The organism is Streptomyces sp. NPDC053665, assembly GCF_055585285.1.
The window spans coordinates 508,047-528,206 of sequence record NZ_JBVJKK010000001.1 but is presented as its reverse complement, the minus strand read 5'-3'; the positions used below and the strand labels follow the sequence as shown (position 1 = coordinate 528,206).

Genomic DNA, 20,160 nt, shown 5'->3' with positions numbered 1-20,160 from the left:
TGTGCGGATGCCCGGCTCCCCGAGGAGCCGGGCATCCACTGCGCGCGGGGGATCAGTCCTGCGCGAAGTCGCCCGCGAGTGCGGAGGCGATCCGCAGGTGGGACTCGGCCTCCTCGTGCCGGTTCTGCCGCTCGAGCGTGCGGCCGAGCATCAGCCGGGCGTAGTGCTCCACCGGGTCCCGCTCCACGATCGCGCGCAACTCGGCCTCGGCGCTGCGCAGTTGGGCCGAGTGGTAGTACGAGCGCGCCAGCAGCAGCCGGGGCCCGGTCTGCTCGGGCACCTCCTCGACCAGGCCGGACAGCACCCGTGCGGCGGCGGTGTACTCCTTGGCGTCGAAGAACAGCTGCGCACGCTCCCAGCGCTCCGCCGGGGTGCCGTGCGCGTAGTACGCGGCGTCGTAGGTCGTGTTCACTCGTGCCTCCTTCGAGGCCGTTAACCCGCCCCCCGCGTCCGATATTCCACGGCTCGGCCGGGCCCGTCGGGAGTCACCCGGGCAGCGCCGCCAGCTCGGCCTCGGCCCGCCGGGTGATCAGGGTCAGCACCCGCCCGGCGACGGCCAGGTCCTCCTCGGGGATGCCCGCGTAGATCCGCGCGGAGTAGGGCGCCGTCTGGCCGGAGGCCCTCGTGTACGCCTCCCGCCCGGCGTCCGTGATCCGCACCCCGGCCGTGCCCTCCGGCGCGAGGAGCCCGGCCGTGACCAGTTCCCCGATCACGCCGTGCGCCTCGGCGGCGCCGGTCTTCAGCGCGCCGGTGACGCCGCCGGCGAGTTCCTCCCGCCCGACGGGCCCGTCGGCGAGGGCGGCGAGCCGCAGGGTGACGGACTGCTGGAAGGTGAGCCCGAGCCGGGTCAGCACGCTCTCCAGGACCGCCCGGCCCGCGTAGTGGGCCAGGGCGATGACACGCGGGTCCAGCGGGGGTGCGTCGATGGTCATGACTGCTCCGTCTCGTGGTCGGCGAAGGGGTCGAGCGGTGCGTCGAGCAGGGCGGTGAGATCCCGGACGAAGGCGCGGGTGCGCGTGCCGTCCAGGCCGCCGAGCGGGTCCAGGAGCTGCTGGAGCAGCCCGTGGACGACGGTGATCGCCCGCCGGGTGACGTCCTGTCCCTGCTCGGTCAGCGCCAGCTGCACCGCGCGCGGATCGCGCGGGTCCCGGGTGCGCTCCAGCAACCCGGCGGTCTCCAGCGCGCGGGCCAGCTTCGACACGTACAGCGGCTCCAGACCCGTGTGGTCGGCGAGGCGGCGCTGGCTGGGGCGCTCCCCGCCGCGCTGCATGCCGTGCAGGGAGGCCAGCAGCGAGTACTGCGCGTGGGTCAACCCGAGGGGCGCGACGGCCCGGTCGACCGCCACCCGCCACTTCATGGACAGCCGCCACACCAGGAAGCCCGGCGTTCCGCCGTCCGTACCTCTGCTCATGAGCAAAACAGTACATGGCTACTATGTACATGGCTACTGTTTTCCGGCTCGGGTGCGCGGCCCGGAGCCGGTCACCCGGGGTCCGGCGAGGCGCACGTCGACGGCGTGCCGGCGGTTCGGTGAGGCGAAGGGCTACGACGGTGATCCGCTGCCCGCCCCGGAGTTGCCGGCGACGCCCCTGAAGGCGTGGGGGAGGGTGCGCTGACCCGGCCGTGACGCGGCCGGGCGCCCGGGCCGGGGCCGGGGCCCGCCCGGGCGGCGACGGACCGTCAGGCGATGGACCGTCAGGCGACGGCCCGTCAGGTGACGGATCGTCAGGCGATGGACGCGGACAGGATCGCCGAGACGGCCAGGTTGCAGGAGGCCGTGACCCAGACCGCGGGGTGCGGCTCCTCCTCGACCAGGGCCTCGCCCAGGCGGCCCGGGGTGAGCAGGTCCACCACCAGGAACGCCACCGCCATCATCACCAGGCCGAGCAGACCGAACGCCGCGGTGGACAGCAGGCCCTTGCCGAAGTCGTCGTAGGTGGTCCAGATGGACGTGAAGACGATGCCCCCGATGCCCAGCAGCGCGGAGCTCAGCACCAGGGCGGCGTTGCGGTTGCGCTGCTCCCAGATCTGCCGTCCGAGCTTCCCGGGCGTCAGCACGTCGACCAGGACGATGCCGAGGACCAGCAGGACCAGACCCAGTCCGCCGTAAGCGGTGGCCCGGCCGAGTCCGTTGACGATGTCGCTCATGGGGAGGCTGCTCCGATGGTTGAGGGATCCGAGTGATCGCGGTCAAGGCGGAGCAAAATCTAGCGCACTCGTTCGATCCCGGAGGGGGTGATCGCCGAGGTGGGAGGCGTGAAACCACCGTGAAAACCCGGTGGAGGACCTGTCGGTGGGTCCGCTTATGCTGCACCCCGATGATCACGCGGTACCAGGGGAGGGCGCGGCATGTTCGGCAAGCTGTTCGGCAGGGACGCGGAGAGACCGGTGGCGGATCCGCACGCCCTCCCGGTCCCGCGCAGGCAGCGCGGCGGGACGTACCGGCTGCGCGCTCTCGGCGACGCGCGCGTGCTGGCACTGGTGGAGGCCGCCGACGCCGGTGACTGGGAAGCCGTCAAGGCGGCGCTGGCCCCCTTCGACCTCGGACGCGACCTCGAGGTGCTCGGCGAGATCGTCGAACTGGACGGCGTGCAGGACTGGATCGTCCGGGCCGTGGAGGAGGACAAGGAGCAGCGGGCGACGGCTCTGCTCATCTCCGGTACGCGTCACATCCATTGGGGCTGGGAGGCGCGCACCGCCGCACGGGCCTCCGAGGTCACGCGCGAGCAGTGGCGCGTGTTCCACGAGCGGCTGGAGATCGCCGAGGAGCAGCTCCTCGAAGCCGCCGAGCTGCGACCGGAATGGCTCGCGCCGTGGCGCCAGTTGCTCACCTCCGGCCGCGGCATGTCCCTGGGCTCCACCGTCAACGAGACCCGCCGCGACGCCGCCCTGCGCCGCGACCCGCTGAACCTCCAGGTCCACCTCGCCTGGCTGTCCCAGCTCCAGCCCCGCTGGGGCGGCGAGCCGGGGCAGGCCCTCGCCTTCGCCGAGGACGCGTTCGCCGTGGCCCCGGCGGGGCACCGCCTCGGCTGCGTGCTCCCCATGGCGTACATCGAGGAGTGGGTCGAGGCCGGGCGCGGAGACCACTTGCAGACGGACGAGATCCGGGCGCGGTTGCGCGAGGCGGCGGACCACAGCATCCTGCACCCCGCCTACGCGTGGCCGCTCGGCTGGCAGCACGACTTCCACATCTTCGCCATGGCCCTGTCCCTGGCCGGCGAACGCCACACGGTGCGGCGCGTCTTCCACACCCTGGACGGCGCCTACACCGACTGGCCCTGGACGTACTTCGCGGACCCGGAGAAGCAGTTCGCGCGCCACCACCGCCGCGCCTGACCCGCCCGGCCACCGCCGGGGCGTCCACGCCACGCACCCCGTGCCGGGCAGCCGGCGCGGGGTCCAGGTGACCGCCCCGCCGGCGCCCCCGGCCGGCCCACGGCCCGCGCCTCCCGGTCGCCCCCGGCCGGTGCACCGCCCGCGCCTCCCGGTCGCTCCCGGCCGGTGCACCGCCCGCACCGCAGCGCCGCCCGGACCGGCGGGCACCGGGCGGCCGCGCCCGTCGCCCGGCCGCTCGTGCCGCCGGACCGGGCACCCCGTGCCCGACCGGCACCACCCCCGCGTCCACCGCCCGCCCCGCACCCTCCTTCCTCCCACTGGCCCTTCCCGACTCCGGACTGCCGATGACACTGCCCGAGACCGCCGCGCACGAGGCCGGCGCCGACCGCACCTTCCAGGTGGATCTGCGCGGCCTCGTCGACCTCCTCTCCCACCACCTCTACTCCAGCCCCCGCGTCTACCTGCGCGAGCTGATGCAGAACGCCGTGGACGCGCTCACCGCGCGGCACACCCTCGAACCGGACGCCCCCGCCGACGACTTCGGGGTCCGTCTGTACGCCGACGGATCCGTGGTCCGCGTCGAGGACGACGGCGTCGGTCTCACCGAGGCCGACGTGCACGCGTTCCTCGCCACGATCGGCCGCAGCAGCAAGCGGGCGGACCGGATCGCCGAGCAACGCGGCGACTTCATCGGCCAGTTCGGCATCGGGTTGCTCTCCTGCTTCCTGGTCGCCGACGAGATCCACGTCCTGAGCCGCTCCGCCCGCACCCCCGGCGCCCCGGCCGTCGAGTGGCGGGGCCGCGGTGACGGCAGCTACACCGTCCGCACCCTGCCCGCCTCCGCCCGCCCCGCGCCCGGCACCACCGTCACCCTGACCCCGCGCACCGACGCGGGGGAGTGGACGAGCCCCGGCCAGGTCCACGCGCTGGCCCGCCACTTCGGCTCCCTGCTGCGCCACCCGGTGACCTTCGACGACGGCACGGGCGGCCCCGGCACGCCCGTCAACCCCGAGCCCGCCCCCTGGTCCCGCACCCACCCGACCCCGGGGGCCCGGGCCCGGGCCCTGGCGGAGTACGGCGAGGAGGTCTTCGGCTTCCGGCCGCTGGACACGATCGAACTGGACCTGCCGGCCGTCGGCCTCAAGGGCATCGCCTGCGTGCTGCCCGAGGCGGTGCCGGCCGGGCGGCGCCACGGTCACCGCGTGCACGTGAAGGGCATGCTGCTGTCCGAGCAGGCCGAGGAGATCCTGCCCGAGTGGGCCTTCTTCGTCCGCTGCGTCGTCGACGCCGAGAGCCTGCGCCCGACCGCCTCCCGCGAGTCCCTCTACGAGGACGACACCCTGGCCGCCGTGCGCGACGCCCTCGCCGGGCGGCTGCGCGACTGGATCGCCCGGGCCGCCGCCAGCGACCCGGACCTGCTCCACCGCTTCCTCCAGGCGCACCACCTCGCCGTGAAGTCGCTCGCCGTGCACGACGACGAGATCATGCGGATGCTCCTGCCGTGGCTGCCGTTCGAGACCACCGACGGGCACACCACCCTCGACGAGTTCGCGCGCACCCACGCCACCGTGCTCGTGACGTCGACCGTGGAGGAGTTCCGGCAGGTCGCCGCGATCGCGTCCGCCGCCGGGCTCGGCGTCGTCAACGGCGGCTACACCTACGACCGCGAACTGGTCCACCGGCTGCCCGAGATCCGGCCCGGGATGAGCGTCGCCGACCTCGACCCCGAGACCCTCACCGCCCACCTCGACCCCGTCGACCGGGAGACCGAACTCGCCGCCGCGGCCTACCTCGCCCGGGCCCGCGACGCCCTCGCCGTCTTCGACTGCGACGTCGCGCTGCGCACCTTCCAGCCCGCCTCCGCCCCCGCCCTCCTCGTCGACAGCCGCGAGGCCCGGCACGAACGCACCCGCTCCCGGCTCGCCCGCGAGCAGGAGGGCGGCCTGTGGGGCGACATCCTCGGCGCCCTGCGCCAGGAGGCCCCCCGCGCCCAGCTGATCCTCAACCAGCTCAACCCGCTGGTCCGCACCGCCGTGACCATCGACGAGCCCGAACTGGCCCGCACCAGCGCCGAAGCCCTCTACGGGCAGGCCGTGATGCTGTCCCGGCGCCCGCTCCGGCCCGCCGAGTCCAGCCTGATCAACCGCTCCTTCCTCGACCTTCTCGCCCACGCCCTGCGCAAGGACAGCTGACGATGCCCACCGCACCCCACCCCCAGAGCACCGACGAGCTGTACCAGGCGCTCCGGGAGAACGGCCGCCGTCCCTACGGCCGCACCCGCACGGTCACCGCGGAGGAACTCGCCGACGCCGCCGAGCAGTTCGACGAGCCCCTCCCGCTGATCCACGCGCTCCTGGAACTGCAGGAGGCGTACACCTACGGCTCCGAGCCCCGCAAGTCGCCCGTCGTCTTCGCCCGCCTGCTGAACCTCTTCGACGAACAGCCCGACGTCTTCGACGACCGGCTGCGCCACACCCTGTTCTGGCGGTTCAAGTGGGTGTCCAACGCCCTGCGCGCCCTGCCCGAGATACCGCTGGCCAGCCTGCGCCAGTGGCTGACCGAGATGCGCGACCGCTACGAGAAGGCCGGCCACGGCCTCCAGCCCTACTACGGCCAGGCCTACCAACTCGCCGCCCACGTGGGCGAGGACACCGCCCTCGCCTTCGAACTGTGGGCGGGCCGCACCCGCACCCGGCTCAGCGACTGCGAGGCGTGCGAGATCTGCGACCGCGCCCTGTACCACCTCGGGGCGGGCGACGACGCCCGCGCGCTGCGCACCTGGGAACCCGTCCTGACCGGCAAGGAGTCCTGCCAGGAGGAGCCCGCCCGCTCCCTGTCGTACGCCCTGCTGCCCCTGCTGCGCACCGGCGACGCGGACCGGGCCCGGGAGCTGCACCTGGCCGGCTACCGCGCCTGCCGCCGCAACCCCGCGATGTCCGCGGAGACCGGCCGGCACCTGGAGTTCTGCGCGCTCACCGGCAACGAGGCCCGCGGCCTGGAACTGCTCGCCGAGAACCGCAACCTCTTCGACGAGGTCGACTCGCCCCTGGACCAGCTCGACTTCCTCACCGGCGTGGAGGTCCTCCTGCGGCGCGTGGAGGGCCTCGGCCACGGCGACGTGCCCGCCGCCGGGTACGCGGGACGCACCTGGACCGTCGCGGAGCTGCGCGCCGAGGTACGCGGCCGGGCCGACGACCTCGCCGCCCGGTTCGACGCCCGCAACGGAACCACCACCCACTCCGACCGCCGCCGGGAGCGGCTGGAGCGCGCCCCGCTGCTGGACACCCTCGAACTGACCCTGCGCCCGCGCACCCTCGACGACGTGGCCCCGGCCGCCCCGGTCACCGCGCCCGCCGGCCGTACACCCGCCGTCCCCGAGGAACTGCCCGACCTCATCGCGCGTGCACGCGCCGCGGAGGAGGAGGGCCACCCGGACGCCCGCGCCTGCTGGGACCGGCTGCGCACCCTCGTCGCCGCCCGCGACTACGCCCACCCCGCCAACCCGGCCGCCGGCCCGCTCGTGCGGCTGCGCGCCGACCTGCTCACCGACGAGGCGAGCCGCGCCGGCGAGCGGGAGGACTTCGACGAGGCCGTCGCCCTGCACGAGGAGGCCGCGGGCCTCTACGACGACGCCGGCCTGCCCGGCCCCGCGGCGCTGGCCCGCGCCTGCTCGCTGCTCGCCGGGGCGGGGCGCCCCGCGCAGGGCGCGGACGGCGGGCAAGCCGGGGCCGCCGCGCTGACCTCCGCGCACGCGGCGGTGGTCCGGCTGCAGGAGGAGACCCCGGGCCTCGCACCCCACCTGGAGGCCCGGATGCTGCGCCTGCGCGTCACCGCGCTGGCGCTGCGCCTGCAGACCACGCGCGACGAGGAGCACGTCGCACCGGTCTTCGCCGAGATCGACGCCCTGCACGCGTTCGCCGTCCGGCACGATGTGGCCGGGCAGATCTCCGCCGCCCTGCTGCTGCGGGCCAGCACCCACGCCCTGTCCGGCGACCTGCCCGCCGCCGTCACCACTCTCGACGAGCTGCTGGCCCGGCTGAAGGAGCAGGGCCCCGCCTGGCACCTGCCCCGCACGCTCGGTCTGCGCGGCCGGATCCAACTCGGCCTGCGGGACGCCGAGGCCGCGTACGCCGACCTCACCGAAGGACTGCGCCGGGCCGCCGAGTGGCCGGCCGACGCGATGGACACCGGCCGCCTCCACGCCGACCTGGCCGAGGCCTGCATGCACCTGGGCCGCCCCGAGGAGGCCCTGCGGCACCTCACGCGCTCGGCGGAGGCGGACCTGCGGCGCGGCAGCCGCACCGACGCGTACTGCACCTACTCCAACGCCGCACAGCTCAGCCTCGACCTCGGCCGGGTCGAGGACTGCATCGCCCTGCTCGACTCGCTGCTCGCCGACCCGGACGTCGCCGCCGGCGAGCTGGACGACCGGCTCGCCGCCCAGCTGCGCCTCACCCGCGCCCGGGCCCTGCACGCGGGGGACGACCTGAAGGCCGCCACCACGGAGTTCGTCGCCCTCGCGGCCGAATCGGCCGGCTGGGACGACGACCCGGGCAGCCACGCCATGATCGCCGCGGAGACGGCCGTGCTGCTCGCCGAGTCCGGGGAATTCGGCCGGGCCCGCGAGGCGGCGGACCGGGCCCTCGCCGCCCACGCCCGGGACCCGCGCCACGAGCAGCTCAGCAACTGCCTGCGCGAACTGGCCCGGCTCCAGGCGCAGCAGCAGGGCCCCGACGGGCTGGAGGCGGCCCGCGCCTTCCTGGACGACGCCGCCCGGGTCGCCGACGAGGCCCGCGCGGCCGGCCACGAGCCGCACGGCCGTTCCCTGGAGACGGCCTTGGCGTACGAGCACGGGCGGGTCAACGCCTACGCGGGCGCCTACGAGGACGCCCTGGCCGCCCTCGACAAGGCCCTGGCGCTGCTCGGCGAGCCCGGACCGCAGGACGAGCACGCCGGGGAATGGGCCGAGTGCGTCCGTCTCGCGGGGGCGGTGGAGGGCCTCTACCTGGAGCGTCCCGCCCCCGCCCTGGCCCGTCTCGACGCGGCCGTCACCCGGCTGACCGCCCTCGGGTACCCGGCGGAGGCGCAGGCCCTGATCAGCCTCGCGGCCCGGCTCCGCGACGAGGACTGACCCCGGCCCCGCTCGCGGTGCCGGCGCGGAACCCGTCCCGGCACCGCGCGGACCGGCCGCTACCCGTCGCCCCGGCGGGAACGCGCTGCGCGGTCGCGGCAGCGAACCGGGCCCGCCCGGCGGCCGGGGCCCTCACCCGTCCGCACGCGCCGGGCAGGGCGCCGGTGGGCCGCGGGCGTCAGGATGGGGCGTGGCCGCCCGGGTGCCCGTCGCCTCGGGGACCGGCCGGCGGGGGCAGCGGCCACGCCGCCCACGCCCGACGACCGGGACCTGCGAGGGAGAGGTATGACCGAGACCCACGAGGCCGGAGCCGCCCGCGCCGCGGCCGGGAGCGACCGGCCCTCGCCGCACCGCGACACCGGTCCCGGCGTCGCCGACCTGCGGCGGATCGGGGCGCACCCGGACCACTGGTACCCGGTCGCCGTGTCCCGGAAGGTGCGCAGGGGCCGGACGTACGCGACCGCGTTCGCCGGGGAGCGGATCGCGCTGTACCGCGGGACCGGTGGCACCGTGTACGCGCTGGAGGACCGGTGCGCCCACCGGCAGGTGCCGCTGAGCATGGGGGTCGTCGAGGGCGAGACGCTCCGCTGCTGCTACCACGCCTGGGCCTACCGCGGTGACGGCCGCATCTCGCAGATCCCCTACCTGTCCAAGGGCGACGGGCGGCCGCCGCGCGGGGTGCGGGGCTACCCGGTCCGCGAGGCCTACGGCCTGGTGTTCGTCTTCCCCGGCGACCCGGACAAGGCGGACGGCACCCCGCTGCCGCACCTGCCGGCGTACGGCTCCCCGCGGTACGCGACGATGACCTACTCCCGGACCGTGCACTGCCACTACTCGTTCATGCACGAGAACCTGCTCGACATGAACCACCAGTTCCTGCACCGCGGAGTCGTCGGCCGGCTCCGCCCCGAGCTGCTCGGCCAGCGCGCCGACGCACGGTCGGTGGAGGCCAGGTACCTGTTCACGCACACCGGCGGCAGACGCGACCGCGGCGCCAGCCTGCTCGCCGCCGAGGGCCTGGGCGGCAGCGACTCCAGCGACGTCATGACGATCCGCACCGAGTACCCGTACCAGACCCTCGACCTGGTCCCGGAGAACGCGCAGCGGCCCGCCTTCCGCCTGTGGGCCGCCTACGTGCCGGAGGACGCCGAGCAGCGCCGGTGCCACACCTACGGCCTGCTGATGATCGAGAAGCCGAGGGTCCCGGGCGCGCTGCGCCTGGCCTGGCCGTTCATCCGGCGCTTCACCGAGCGCGTGTTCGCCGAGGACCGCATGGCCGTCGAGGCCGAGCAGCGGGCCTGGGACGAGCAGGGCGAGGACCGCAACCGGGAGGTGTTCTCGCTGATCCTGGACGTGCGCGAGGTGCTGCGCGCCAATGGTGTGCCGATCCGTCCCCGGGCCGTCGGATGCGGCGCGTCCGAGCCGTGCGGCGGCCCGGACGGGGCGGGCTCCGCGACCGGTTCCGCCTGCTGAGCGTCCCGCGCGTCAGGGGCGGGGGTCGGTGCGCCGCCAGCGCGGGCGGGCGTCGAGCCCTCGGCGGCCCGCGACCGAGGCGCAGCGCGGGCACTGGCGCCGCACCCGGTCCGCCGCGCCGCCGGACTCGGGGAAGGTGTCGACCCAGTTCACGTGCGGTAGGCGCGTCAGCCGGGAGCGGCTGAGGGAGAGGCCGCACACGGTCTCGTTGCGCCCCGGCTCCCAGGCGTGGACCTCCCCGGAGGGCAGCCGCCGCCGGCCTTCCTCCTCGTCGGTCCACTGTCCCGACGCGGCCACGGAGTACTGCCTGGTGCGCGCCACGCTCATCGGCCCGTCCCGTGCCCGGCGCGCAGCCGCACCTGCTCCTCCAGCCGCCGCAGACCGGAGTCCAGGGCCTCGCCCGCGGCCCGCTCACCGGGGTCGTGCCCGTCGTCGAAGAACGACAGGTGCACCGTCACCTCGCTGGCGCCGCTGTCGATCCCGGCGACCTGGAGCCAGCCCGCGTAGGAGCCCTGTTCACGGGTGCCCCACTCCAGGCGCATCTGCTCGGGGCGTGCGCGCAGCAGCGCGGGGGTGTCCTCGTCGGTGCCGTCCTCGTGCACCGTGACGGCGGGCAGGTCCCCGGCCCGGACGTGCAGGGCCCCGGGGAGCCAGGCATCGAGCCGGTCGACGTCCGCCGCCCGGTCGAAGACGTCCTCGGGCCGCGCGGGCATCGTGCGGGAGCGTTCGTACTCGGACATCGCTTCACCGGCCTCGTGTCGTTCGGTGTACGGCACTCCCGCGTTCCCCTGCCCGCCGCGGTCCAACCGCGCGGGCCCCGCCCGGGTGGACGGGGCCCGTCGGCGGTCAGAACCGGGGCCGGGGCGACTGCGCCTGCACCAGCTCCGCGGCCTCCGCCTCCGTCTCGACCGAGGGCGGGGACCCCGCCAGCGGCTTGTTCGCGGTCTCCCGCATGCACAGCACGGCGACGACACCGACGACCGCGGCGCCCGTGGCGTAGTACGCCGGCATCAGGGTGGAGTCGAAGGCGCTGATCAGCGCGGTGATCACCAGCGGTGTCGTACCGCCGAAGACCGAGGTGGCCACGTTGTAGGCGACGGACAGGGAGCCGTAGCGCACGTGGGTGGGGAAGATCGCCGGGAGCGCCGCCGACATCGTGCCCAGCATCATCACCAGGGACAGGCCCATCAGCAGCAGTCCCAGGGTGATCAGGACGACACTGCCCTGCCGGATGAGCAGGAACGACGGCACGGACAGCAGCAGGAAGCCGAGCATGCCCGTCATGAGCAGCGGCTTGCGCCCGAAACGGTCCGACAGCCGGCCCACCTGGTTGATGACGCACATCTGCAGCACCATCACCACGAGCAGGATCAGCAGCCCGTGGTTGGTCGCGTAGCCCAGCTCGTCGGACAGGTAGGTGGGCATGTACGACAGCAGCATGTAGTCGGTGATGTTGTACGCCGCGACCAGCGCGAGGCACAGCAGCAGGGGCCGCCAGTAGCGGGTGAAGATCCGCCCCAGGTCGGCGGTGGCCGAGGTCTCCACCCCCTCGGCCGCGTCGGCGGCCTTCCCCTGGCCGCCCTCCAGCTTCTGGAACGCGGGCGTCTCGTCCAGCTTCAGCCGCAGGTAGAGGCCGATGAGGCCGAGCGGGGCCGCGACGAGGAAGGGGACGCGCCAGCCCCAGGACAGCATCTGCTCGTCGCTGAGCAGGGTCTGCAGCAGCACGACGAGGCCGGACGCCCCGACGTAGCCGGCGAGCGTGCCCAGCTCCAGGAAGCTGCCGAAGAAGCCGCGCCGCTTGTCGGGCGCGTACTCCGCGATGAAGGTCGAGGCGCCCCCGTACTCCCCGCCGGTGGAGAAGCCCTGCACCATGCGGAAGAGGATCAGCAGCGCCGGGGCCCACAGGCCGATGGCGGCGTGCGAGGGGATCAGGCCGATGGCGAACGTGCCCACCGCCATCATGATCATGGTCAGGGACAGGATGCGCTTGCGGCCGAGTCTGTCCCCGAGCGGCCCGAAGACCATGCCGCCGAGCGGACGCACCAGGAAGGCCACCGCGAACGTCGCAAAGGAGCTGAGCAGCTGGGCGGTGTCGTTGCCGGAGGGGAAGAAGACCCTGCCGATGGTCGACGCCAGGTAGCTGTAGATGCCGAAGTCGTACCACTCCATCGCGTTGCCCAGGGCGGCGGCCTTCGTGGCGCGCTTGACCGCCGCCTCGTCGGTCACCGTGATGTCGCTGCGGCGCAGTTTCGGGTGGCGGCGCTGGTCGATCGCCCGGAACAGCACCCGGTGCCTTCTCACCGCCGCCGGGTCCACCGACTCGTCCTTGCCGGTCGCCGCCATCATCGGTTCCTTTCGCCGTACGTCGTTCCAACCACAGCGCCTGCACCGAACGCGCGCGCTCAAACGAACCCGTTCGCGCGGCGTACGGTCGATCACGCAGCGTGTCGACCACGGGCCGGGTGTGTGCCCCCGCCCCGACCGGGGAACTTGACCGGCCCGTCCGGCCCGGTGAGAGGAGCGCGAGTGTCAGCGTCAGCGCGGGACGGCGGGAGCCGGGAGACCGGGTACGAGCCCGACCCGAACCGCTGGCGGGCCCTGTGGGTCACCCTGGTGGCCGGCTTCATGAGCCTGCTGGACGTGTCGATCGTGGCGGTCGCCCTGCCCACCGTCCAGAAGGAACTGCACGCCTCGGCCGCCCAGGTGCAGTGGGTGGTGTCCGGCTACGCCCTCGCCTTCGCGCTCGCCCTGGTGAGCGCCGGCCGGCTCGGCGACGCCCTGGACCGGCGGCGCATATTCCTGCTCGCCCTCAGCGGGTTCGTGCTCTTCAGCGCCGCCTGCGGAGCGGCACCCAGCATCACGCTGCTGGTCGTGGCCCGCCTGGCCCAGGGCCTGGCGGCCGGCTTCATGGCACCGCAGAACTCGGCACTCATCCAGCAGATGTTCCGGGGCGCCGAGCGCGGCCGCGCCTTCGGCTTCTTCGGCGCCACCGTCGGCATCTCCTCCGCGGTCGGCCCCCTCGCGGGCGGCCTGATCCTCGCCCTGGCCGACGGCCCCGACGGCTGGCGGTGGATCTTCTACGTCAACGTCCCCATCGGCGTCCTCGCCGTGCTCCTCGGCCGCCGCCTGCTGCCCCGCACCGCCACCTCCGGACGCGGGCACGTGGACCTGCCCGGGGTCGTCCTCCTCGGCCTCGGCGTCCTCGCGCTGATGTACCCGCTGGTGCAGGCGGAGGCCGGCGGTCTGACCGGGCTGTGGTGGCTCTTCCCGGTCGGAGGCGTGCTCCTGTTCGGCTTCACCCGCCGCCAGCACCGGCTGCTGGCCCGCGGGACCCAGCCGCTGCTCGATCCCCGCCTGTTCACCACCGTCCGCGGCTACGCCGTCGGCGCGGGCGTCGGCGCCCTGTACTTCATCGGGTTCAGCGGCATCTGGCTGGTCTTCGCCCTCTTCTACCAGCACGGCCTCGGCTGGTCCCCGTTGCGGTCGGCCCTTGCGGTGACACCCTTCGCCGTCGGCTCGGCCTGCGCGGCAGCGGTGTCCGGGCGGCTGGTGGACCGGCTCGGCCGGCTGCTCACCGTGGGGGGACTGGCGGGTGTCATCGCCGGCCTGGGCGGCACCGCGCTGCTGCTGCGCTTCGCGCCCCTGGACATCGCCCCCTGGCTGACCGCCCCGGCCCTGTTCGTCGGCGGCCTCGGCGGCGGCTGTGTGATCTCGCCCAACATCACCATGACGCTGCGGGACGTGCCGGTGCGCATGGCGGGAGCGGCGGGCGGTGCGCTCCAGACCGGGCAGCGCCTGGGAGCCGCCGTCGGGACCGCCGCCCTGCCCGGCCTGTTCTACCTGGTGCTCGCCCACCGCGGTGACGACTACCGGGGCGCCCTCTTCGTCGCGCTGGGCGCCGGCATCCTCGGGATGGCCGCCTCGCTCGCCCTCGCCGCCTTCGACTGGCGGCGCGACCGCCGTACGCGGGAGCCGCACCGCACCTGCCCCGACGACGTCGCCCACAGCCCGGTGCACTCCCGGCAGTCCTGACCCTTAGGCGGCCACGGGAGCCTCGTCCCCCAGTTCACCGCGCAGGGCGGCGATCGTGAACGCCGTCATGGACGCCAGGACCAGCAGCGTGAGCGGACCCCAGATCGCCACGATCGCCCAGATCGGCCAGTCGTTGGCGGTCTGTGCCCAGAGGCCGAGGACCGCGGCGGCCCCCAGGCCGACGCCGTGCCACCGCACCACCCGCCCGGCCTTCGCGTGCCGGTCGCCGCGCGCGACCAGGGACCACAGCCCGCCAACGAGACCGGCCAGGCCGAACGAGACGCAGGCCAGCGCGCCGCCGAGCCGGTCCGCGGGCCACCCCACGGGTCCGTCGGACGTCTGCTGCCGCGCGCCCCCGGGGCCCCGCACCTCGACGACCCGGCCGTGCCAGACGACGCCGGTGACCCGGTCACCCGGCTCCAGCCCCGACAGCACCGGCTCGGCGCGCGGGAACGTCACCCGCCACACCTTGCCCGACGGCAGCACCAGCCGGGCCTCGGGCGACGCGGCGCGCTCACCGCGGTGCAGGTCCGTCTCGCGCACGGTGAACGACTGCTCCCACACGCACCCGGACGCCCGCACGGGCGTGGCGGCGCAGGCTCGCGCGGCCCGGTACTCCCGCTCGCGGTCCAGCGCGCCGCGGACCTGCAACGCCGACGCCACGCCCACGCCCAGGATCATCAGCGCCAGCAGCGCCCACAGAACGGACCCGGCCACCCGGCCTCGCGGAGAATCCACCGTCTCCCGACCCCTCCCCGGCGCCCCCGCACCGGCTCACCCGATCATAGGGACGCGCCCGCCGCCGGCCACCGCCAAGGGGCCGCGGCGGCCGGCGGCCGCGCCGCTACACCGCCTCCGCCCGGCCGGCCGTGTCGTCCAGGAAGCCGCCCGACTGGTGCTGCCACAGCTTGGCGTACGCCCCGCCCGCCGCCAGCAGCTCCTCGTGCGTGCCCTGCTCCACGATCCGTCCCCGGTCGAGGACGACCAGCTGGTCCATGCCCGCGACCGTGCTGAGCCGGTGCGCCACGACCAGCGCCGTCCGCCCGTCCATCAGCCGCCACAGCGCCTCCTGGACGAGCAGCTCGCTCTCGGAGTCCAGGGCGCTGGTGGCCTCGTCGAGCAGCAGGATCGGCGCGTCGCGCAGGATGGCCCGGGCGAGCGCCACCCGCTGGCGCTGGCCGCCGGACAGCTTCACGCCCCGCTCGCCCACCATGGTGTCGAAGCCGTCCGGCAGCGTGTCGGCGAACTCCGTCACGTGGGCCGCCTCGGCGGCCCGGCGGACCTCCGCGTCGCTCGCGTCCGGCCGCGCGAAGGCGATGTTGTCCCGCAGCGTGCGGTGGAACATCGCCGGGTCCTGCGGCACGTAGGCGATCTGCCCGCGCAGGTCGGCCTGGCGCAGCCGGCTGATGTCCTGGCCGCCGATCAGGATGCGCCCGCCGTCGATGTCCGTCATCCGCAGCAGCAGCCGCGTCAGGGACGTCTTGCCGCCGCCGGACCGCCCGACCAGGCCGATCCTGCTGCCGCCGGGCACCGTCAGGTCGAGTCCCTCGAACAGCGGCCGGCCGCCGCGGTGCGCGAACGTGACCTTCTCGAAGCGGACGTCGGTGCCTCGGGGCCGCAGCGGTTCGGGGGCCGGCGGGTCCAGCACGGTCGGCGGGGTGAGGAGCAGCTCGGTGAACTGCGCGGCCTCCGTCATCGAGCTCTCCAGCCGCCGGTAGATCTGGTTGAACTCGAACATGATCCGCGTGGCGTTGCTGTAGTAGGCGAAGGCGACCACGATCGCCTCGACCCCGTGCGTGCCCCCGCCGAGCGCGACCGCGAGCAGCAGCCCCGTCGCGTTCGTGAGCACCGACATCGGCGCGACCAGGGTGTCGATGCGCAGATTGCCGTAGTCCCACGAGCGCAGGGTGAGCCGGCGCGAGCGCGCGACCCGGGACCGGTGCTCGGCGGCCTCGCGCCGTTCCGCGGCGAAGGCCCGCACCGTGTCCATGTTCATCAGGCTGTCGGCGACATGGCCCGACACCCGGGCGATCGCCTCCTCCCGCTGGTCCACCAGGGCCTGCCGGCGCCTCACGAGCGGCGCGACGAGCACGCCCGTGAGCGTGATCATCGCCAGCAGGCCGACGACGAGCAGCGGTTCGTAGCGCCACAGCACCACCGCGCCGAACAGCAGCGGCACGAAGCTGCCCACGATCTGGAACGTCAGCGTGTCGACGAACTGCTCGAAGCGGGCCGCGAAGCTGAGGACGCGCTTGGTCAGCGACCCGGCGAAGTTGTCGTGGAAGAACGTGGCGTCCTTGGCGAACAGCTCGTCCATCCCGACGACGTACAGCCGCTCGATGCCGAGCGCGTCGAGCCGGTTGAGGCAGTGCAGCGCCACCCGCCACAGCGCCTCCGCGACCAGCAGGACACCGGCGAAGCCGAGGACGTACGGGAGGGCGGAGTCGAGGGAGACGTCCCCGTCACTCGCGAGCTCGCCGACGAGTTTGGCGACGATCAGTGGCGCGACGTACTGGATCCCGATGTTGCCCAGCGCCATGAGCAGCATCGCGGGAGCCGTCCACCGGCGCAGCCGGGCCAGCTCCCGTCCGTAGTGGCGCAGTGCGAGGAGCACCGAACGCCTGCCCGGTAAAACCCTGTGTGTTTCCGGCGTTTCCATCCCACCCCTGTGTCGTTCCGCGGCCGACCGCCGTGCGTGTGCGGGCAGGGGCCGTCGCCGCAACGGATGTGTGGATCGAGAGTCGAGTCCGGAAGTGTCCCGCGCGGGCGGTCGTCCGGTCCAAGCCTTTTCCGGCCGGGCGGGAGTGCCCGGGGAGCACCGGGGCGCGCGTCGGCGGGGACCGGTGGCGCGGCAGCCGCCGCCCGCGCCGGGTCCCCGCCGCCGTGCCCGCACCGCGCCGGGTCCCCGCCGCCGTCAGGACGCGGCTTCGGCCTCCGGGCGCAGGGTGAAGACGCGGTCCAGGCCGACCATGGTGAGCACGCGCATCAGGTGGGCGGGCACGCCGGTCAGGACGACGTCGGCCCCGGCGGCCAGGGCGTGCTGGCGGGCGGCCAGCAGGGCGGTGATGCCGGAGGAGTCGCAGAAGTCGAGACCGGACAGCTCCAGGGTGAGGCACTGCCCGGCGGCGAGGGGGACTTCCTCGACCCGGCGGCGCAGCTCGGGGGCCCGGTCGTAGTCCAGGTCGCCCGCCACGCGGACGGCGGGGCCGGTCGCGGTGTCGTGGTGACTGATGGTGAGCGCGTTCATGAGGCGGACCCACTGGTGGGGCTGGTCCGGGCGGGGCCGTCGGTGGCCGGGGCGCCGAGGGCCAGCAGGGCGGTGTCGTCGTCCAGCCCGTCGCCGAAGCCCCGCAGCAGTCCGGTCAGCGCGGAGATCACCTCGCGGGGCGAGGCGGGCGCCCGCTCGGCGGCGAAGGCGCGCAGGGCGTCCTCGCCGTACAGGTCGTCGCGGCCGGGGCCGATACGGGCCTCGGTGAGACCGTCGGTGTAGAGCACCATGGTGTCGCCGGGGGCCAGGACGGTCTCGGCGCTGCCGATCGGCGCGCGGGGCAGGACGCCGACGAGCAGGCCGCCGGGGGTCGGCAGGAACTCGGCACCGCCGCCGGCCCGCAGGACGAGCGCCGAGGGGTGGCCGCCGGAGGCGATGCGGACGGTCACCGAACCGTCGGGGCCGCCGGGCTCGGCGATCCCGAAGATGCACGTGCAGTACCGGGGGTCGCCGCCGGCCGTGTACCGCTCGTGCAGCACGGCGTTCAGCGTGGCCAGGGCCGATGCGGGCTCGGGGTCGTGGTGCGCGGCGGCCCGGAGCGTGTAGCGGGTCAGCGAGGTGAGCGAGGCCGCCTCGGGGCCCTTGCCGCACACGTCGCCCAGGAAGAACGCCCACCGGTTGCCGTCGACCGGGAACAGGTCGTAGAAGTCGCCGCCCAGCTGGTCCGGGGAGGCCGTGTGGTAGTGGACGGCCGTCTCCAGTCCGGGGACGACGGGCAGCGAGTCGGGCACGAGGGACTTCTGCAGGACGGTCAGGGCGTCGGCGAGGCGGGCGCGGTCGGCCTCGGCCTGGCGCCGTGCCTCGTCCGCCTCGGCGCGGGCGCGCTCGGCCTCCTTGCGGCGGCGCAGCAGTTCCTCTTCGTAGGCGCGGCGGTCGGACGCGTCGAAGACGGTGATGCGGGTGAGCAGGGGATCGCCCCCGCTGCCGCGCTTGAGCACGGCCGACACCAGCACCGGCAGCCGTCCGCCGTCCGCGCGGCGCATCTCCAGGGCGATGCCGCGCAGCTCTCCCTGCATGCGCAGCAGCGGCGCGAAGTGCGTCTCGTGGTACAGCTTGCCGCCCACGGTCAGCAGGTCGGGGAAACGCTTGCGCCCTACGACCTCCGCGCGGTCCAGGCCGAGCCAGTCCAGCAGCGTGCTGTTGATCTTGGCGATGGTGCCGTCCATCATCGTGGACAGGTAGCCGCACGGGGCGGACTCGTAGAGGTCTTCCGCGCTGTCCTCCAGCAAGGCGGTGAACACCGCGTCGGTGCTCGGCTCGTCCCCGGTCCCCGCGGGTTCCGGCACGCCGCTCGTACGGCACATCACCGCAGCGACTCCATGAAGTCGAGGATCGCCCCGGTGGTCGCCTCCGGCGCGCTGAGCTGCGGGCAGTGGCCCGTGGCGTCGAGGGTGACCAGACGCGACGAGGGGATCGCCGCGTGCACGTACGCCCCGACCTCGCGGGGCGCGATCGCGTCCTGGTCGCACTCCAGCACGAGGGTCGGCACGGATACGCCCTTGAGGTCCTCGCGGCTGTCGGTCAGGAAGGTCGTCCGGGCGAAGACCCGGGCGATGTCCGGGTCGGTGGCGCAGAAGCTGTTGGTCAGCTCCTGGCCCAGCTCGGGCCGGTCCGGGTTGCCCATGATCACCGGAGCCATGGCGGACGACCAGCCGAGGTAGTTGGCCTCCAGGGAGCCGAGGAGTTCCTCGATGTCCTCGGCGCTGAAACCGCCGCGGTACCCGTCATCGTCGATGTAGCACGGGGAGGGCGTCACCATCACCAGGGCCCCGATGCGCTCCGGCGCGGACCGGGCGGCCAGCACCCCCACCATGGAGCTGACCGAGTGGCCCACGAACACCGCCTGCCGCAGGTCCAGCTCCTCGCAGACGTCCACGACGTCCTGCGCGTAGCCGTCCAGCGACGAGTAGCGCTCCTCGCTCCACGCCGACAGGTCCGATCCACCGGAGCCCACGTAGTCGAACAGCACGACCCGGTACCGCTCGGCCAGGGCCGGGAGCACCAGGCGCCACATGTTCTGGTCGCAGCCGAACCCGTGCGCGAGGAGGAGCACGGGGGCATCGGCCCGCCCGATGACGTTCACGTTGTTCCTGCGGCGGATGTCCATACCGGCTATGGTCCCATCCCGCCGGATCCGCCACGACGGCGGGCGACACGGGAAGGGGAGTCAGCCCAGGTGGAGCGGGAAGCGGGGCGTCCGCTCCGCCAGCGCGGCCTGCTCCGCCCCGGTCGGGGCCCGCCTGCCGGTGCCGATCAGCAGCGCGTCCGCGTCGCTGAAGGACGCCGGGAACGGCGAGCCGGCGATCCCCTCCAGCATCTCCCGCGACCGGCGGAGCGCGGCCGCCGGCGGCAGCGGCGCGCGGGGCACGTGCGCGATCAGGTCGAGGTGGTGCAGGGTCCACTCCAGCACGTACGCCGACAGGTAGTCCGCCACCGTGAGGACCTCGCCACGGGTGCCCACCCGCCGGGCCGGGTCCGCGAGCAGGGCGGCGCGGCCCGCGGCGGAGCCGACGTCGTCCAGGTGGAACGCGAGCAGGCGCGGGTCCTCGTACGCGGACGCCAGCCGGACGGTCAGCGCGTCCAGGGGGTCGTCGCCGGTGGGCGGCGCGGCGGACACCTCCCAGTACGTCAGCGCGTCCCGGGTCGGCTCCCGGTCCGACGGGGTCGCCAGGGTGATGAGGACGTCCTGCGCGTCGATGACCAGATGGCACACCAGGTCGCGCACCAGCCAGCCGGTGCAGCCGGACGGGCGCCCGAAGTCCACGTCGTCCAGGGCGGCGACCGCCCCGCGCAGCGCCGTCCAGGACGGGGAGAAGAGATCCACCCCGGGAACGTAGTGCGGTCCGGCGGGGAGGGACAAGCGCCTTTCGGGGCAGTCGAACCGGCGACGGGGCGGTCGCGGGGCCGCGTCGCCGGTGAT

The 20,160-nt window shown here is 74.5% G+C and carries 18 protein-coding genes; 5 read left to right on the top strand and 13 right to left on the bottom strand.

Annotated features, from left to right (window positions below; translation table 11 throughout):
* Positions 1 to 52: 52 nt before the first annotated feature.
* The 4 genes from ACZ6ZN_RS02275 to ACZ6ZN_RS02260 form a co-directional block, all read right to left on the bottom strand.
* Positions 53 to 412, bottom strand: a complete 360-nt coding sequence (locus ACZ6ZN_RS02275) for a tetratricopeptide repeat protein (RefSeq protein ID WP_469642446.1) — start codon at positions 410 to 412, stop codon at positions 53 to 55.
* Between the two features lie 73 nt (positions 413 to 485).
* The gene (locus ACZ6ZN_RS02270) at positions 486 to 932 is read right to left on the bottom strand and encodes a MarR family transcriptional regulator (RefSeq protein WP_469642444.1); all 447 of its coding nucleotides are present in this window, start codon (positions 930 to 932) and stop codon (positions 486 to 488) included.
* The gene (locus tag ACZ6ZN_RS02265; RefSeq protein WP_469642441.1) at positions 929 to 1,411 is read right to left on the bottom strand and encodes a MarR family winged helix-turn-helix transcriptional regulator; all 483 of its coding nucleotides are present in this window, start codon (positions 1,409 to 1,411) and stop codon (positions 929 to 931) included. Before ACZ6ZN_RS02265 ends, ACZ6ZN_RS02270 begins: the two co-directional genes overlap by 4 nt.
* Before the next feature lie 314 nt (positions 1,412 to 1,725).
* A complete protein-coding gene (locus tag ACZ6ZN_RS02260; RefSeq protein WP_398107646.1) occupies positions 1,726 to 2,148 on the bottom strand; it encodes a DUF350 domain-containing protein in 423 nt (140 codons plus the stop codon).
* A gap of 201 nt (positions 2,149 to 2,349) precedes the next feature.
* Here ACZ6ZN_RS02260 and ACZ6ZN_RS02255 point away from each other — a divergent pair, with 201 nt between their 5' ends.
* From ACZ6ZN_RS02255 to ACZ6ZN_RS02240, 4 genes are all read left to right on the top strand, one after another.
* Positions 2,350 to 3,336: a hypothetical protein gene (locus ACZ6ZN_RS02255; protein ID WP_469642439.1), complete on the top strand. Its 987-nt coding sequence runs from the start codon at positions 2,350 to 2,352 to the stop codon at positions 3,334 to 3,336.
* 344 nt (positions 3,337 to 3,680) lie between these two features.
* A complete protein-coding gene (locus ACZ6ZN_RS02250) occupies positions 3,681 to 5,528 on the top strand; it encodes an HSP90 family protein (RefSeq protein ID WP_469642437.1) in 1,848 nt (615 codons plus the stop codon).
* Positions 5,529 to 5,530: 2 nt separating this feature from the next.
* Positions 5,531 to 8,467, top strand: a complete 2,937-nt coding sequence (locus ACZ6ZN_RS02245; protein ID WP_469642435.1) for a hypothetical protein — start codon at positions 5,531 to 5,533, stop codon at positions 8,465 to 8,467.
* 285 nt (positions 8,468 to 8,752) lie between these two features.
* A complete protein-coding gene (locus tag ACZ6ZN_RS02240; protein WP_469642433.1) occupies positions 8,753 to 9,940 on the top strand; it encodes a Rieske 2Fe-2S domain-containing protein in 1,188 nt (395 codons plus the stop codon).
* A gap of 12 nt (positions 9,941 to 9,952) precedes the next feature.
* Here the strand turns inward: ACZ6ZN_RS02240 and ACZ6ZN_RS02235 are convergent, their stop codons facing one another.
* The 3 genes from ACZ6ZN_RS02235 to proP form a co-directional block, all read right to left on the bottom strand.
* On the bottom strand, positions 9,953 to 10,267 hold the full coding sequence (locus ACZ6ZN_RS02235) for a hypothetical protein (protein WP_451877652.1): 315 nt from the start codon (positions 10,265 to 10,267) through the stop codon (positions 9,953 to 9,955).
* Positions 10,264 to 10,680 carry an SRPBCC family protein gene (locus ACZ6ZN_RS02230; RefSeq protein WP_469642431.1) on the bottom strand — a complete coding sequence of 139 codons (417 nt, stop codon included), beginning with the start codon at positions 10,678 to 10,680 and terminating at the stop codon, positions 10,264 to 10,266. The genes ACZ6ZN_RS02235 and ACZ6ZN_RS02230 overlap by 4 nt, the downstream gene beginning before the upstream one ends.
* A gap of 106 nt (positions 10,681 to 10,786) precedes the next feature.
* The gene (gene proP / locus ACZ6ZN_RS02225; RefSeq protein WP_398107639.1) at positions 10,787 to 12,283 is read right to left on the bottom strand and encodes a glycine betaine/L-proline transporter ProP; all 1,497 of its coding nucleotides are present in this window, start codon (positions 12,281 to 12,283) and stop codon (positions 10,787 to 10,789) included.
* A 183-nt stretch (positions 12,284 to 12,466) separates the two neighbouring features.
* On the opposite strand from proP, the gene ACZ6ZN_RS02220 reads away from it, so the two are divergent.
* Positions 12,467 to 13,972 (top strand): MFS transporter, encoded by a 1,506-nt coding sequence (locus tag ACZ6ZN_RS02220; RefSeq protein WP_469642429.1) that lies wholly within the window; start codon positions 12,467 to 12,469, stop codon positions 13,970 to 13,972.
* A gap of 3 nt (positions 13,973 to 13,975) precedes the next feature.
* On the opposite strand, the gene ACZ6ZN_RS02215 is transcribed toward ACZ6ZN_RS02220, so the two are convergent.
* The 6 genes from ACZ6ZN_RS02215 to ACZ6ZN_RS02190 all read right to left on the bottom strand — a co-directional run bounded on the left by ACZ6ZN_RS02215 (position 13,976) and on the right by ACZ6ZN_RS02190 (position 20,064).
* Positions 13,976 to 14,710 (bottom strand): hypothetical protein, encoded by a 735-nt coding sequence (locus ACZ6ZN_RS02215; RefSeq protein ID WP_469642427.1) that lies wholly within the window; start codon positions 14,708 to 14,710, stop codon positions 13,976 to 13,978.
* 106 nt (positions 14,711 to 14,816) lie between these two features.
* On the bottom strand, positions 14,817 to 16,631 hold the full coding sequence (locus ACZ6ZN_RS02210; protein WP_469642425.1) for an ABC transporter ATP-binding protein: 1,815 nt from the start codon (positions 16,629 to 16,631) through the stop codon (positions 14,817 to 14,819).
* A gap of 255 nt (positions 16,632 to 16,886) precedes the next feature.
* Positions 16,887 to 17,219: an STAS domain-containing protein gene (locus ACZ6ZN_RS02205; RefSeq protein WP_451877646.1), complete on the bottom strand. Its 333-nt coding sequence runs from the start codon at positions 17,217 to 17,219 to the stop codon at positions 16,887 to 16,889.
* Positions 17,216 to 18,544: a PP2C family protein-serine/threonine phosphatase gene (locus tag ACZ6ZN_RS02200; RefSeq protein ID WP_469642423.1), complete on the bottom strand. Its 1,329-nt coding sequence runs from the start codon at positions 18,542 to 18,544 to the stop codon at positions 17,216 to 17,218. Before ACZ6ZN_RS02200 ends, ACZ6ZN_RS02205 begins: the two co-directional genes overlap by 4 nt.
* Positions 18,544 to 19,347: an alpha/beta fold hydrolase gene (locus ACZ6ZN_RS02195; protein ID WP_469642421.1), complete on the bottom strand. Its 804-nt coding sequence runs from the start codon at positions 19,345 to 19,347 to the stop codon at positions 18,544 to 18,546. The genes ACZ6ZN_RS02200 and ACZ6ZN_RS02195 overlap by 1 nt, the downstream gene beginning before the upstream one ends.
* 60 nt (positions 19,348 to 19,407) lie before the next feature.
* The gene (locus tag ACZ6ZN_RS02190; protein ID WP_451877644.1) at positions 19,408 to 20,064 is read right to left on the bottom strand and encodes a maleylpyruvate isomerase N-terminal domain-containing protein; all 657 of its coding nucleotides are present in this window, start codon (positions 20,062 to 20,064) and stop codon (positions 19,408 to 19,410) included.
* Between the last annotated feature and the right edge of the window lie 96 nt (positions 20,065 to 20,160).

What these genes read in the sequence shown, in the direction of transcription:
- ACZ6ZN_RS02240 (WP_469642433.1), top strand. Translation starts at nt 8,753, where the DNA reads ATGACCGAGACCCACGAGGCCGGAGCCGCCCGCGCCGCGGCCGGGAGC.
- ACZ6ZN_RS02230 (WP_469642431.1), bottom strand. Translation starts at nt 10,680, where the DNA reads ATGTCCGAGTACGAACGCTCCCGCACGATGCCCGCGCGGCCCGAGGAC.
- ACZ6ZN_RS02260 (WP_398107646.1), bottom strand. Translation starts at nt 2,148, where the DNA reads ATGAGCGACATCGTCAACGGACTCGGCCGGGCCACCGCTTACGGCGGA.
- ACZ6ZN_RS02195 (WP_469642421.1), bottom strand. Translation starts at nt 19,347, where the DNA reads ATGGACATCCGCCGCAGGAACAACGTGAACGTCATCGGGCGGGCCGAT.
- ACZ6ZN_RS02210 (WP_469642425.1), bottom strand. Translation starts at nt 16,631, where the DNA reads ATGGAAACGCCGGAAACACACAGGGTTTTACCGGGCAGGCGTTCGGTG.
- ACZ6ZN_RS02235 (WP_451877652.1), bottom strand. Translation starts at nt 10,267, where the DNA reads ATGAGCGTGGCGCGCACCAGGCAGTACTCCGTGGCCGCGTCGGGACAG.
- ACZ6ZN_RS02270 (WP_469642444.1), bottom strand. Translation starts at nt 932, where the DNA reads ATGACCATCGACGCACCCCCGCTGGACCCGCGTGTCATCGCCCTGGCC.
- ACZ6ZN_RS02200 (WP_469642423.1), bottom strand. Translation starts at nt 18,544, where the DNA reads ATGTGCCGTACGAGCGGCGTGCCGGAACCCGCGGGGACCGGGGACGAG.
- proP (WP_398107639.1), bottom strand. Translation starts at nt 12,283, where the DNA reads ATGGCGGCGACCGGCAAGGACGAGTCGGTGGACCCGGCGGCGGTGAGA.
- ACZ6ZN_RS02255 (WP_469642439.1), top strand. Translation starts at nt 2,350, where the DNA reads ATGTTCGGCAAGCTGTTCGGCAGGGACGCGGAGAGACCGGTGGCGGAT.
- ACZ6ZN_RS02245 (WP_469642435.1), top strand. Translation starts at nt 5,531, where the DNA reads ATGCCCACCGCACCCCACCCCCAGAGCACCGACGAGCTGTACCAGGCG.
- ACZ6ZN_RS02265 (WP_469642441.1), bottom strand. Translation starts at nt 1,411, where the DNA reads ATGAGCAGAGGTACGGACGGCGGAACGCCGGGCTTCCTGGTGTGGCGG.
- ACZ6ZN_RS02250 (WP_469642437.1), top strand. Translation starts at nt 3,681, where the DNA reads ATGACACTGCCCGAGACCGCCGCGCACGAGGCCGGCGCCGACCGCACC.
- ACZ6ZN_RS02205 (WP_451877646.1), bottom strand. Translation starts at nt 17,219, where the DNA reads ATGAACGCGCTCACCATCAGTCACCACGACACCGCGACCGGCCCCGCC.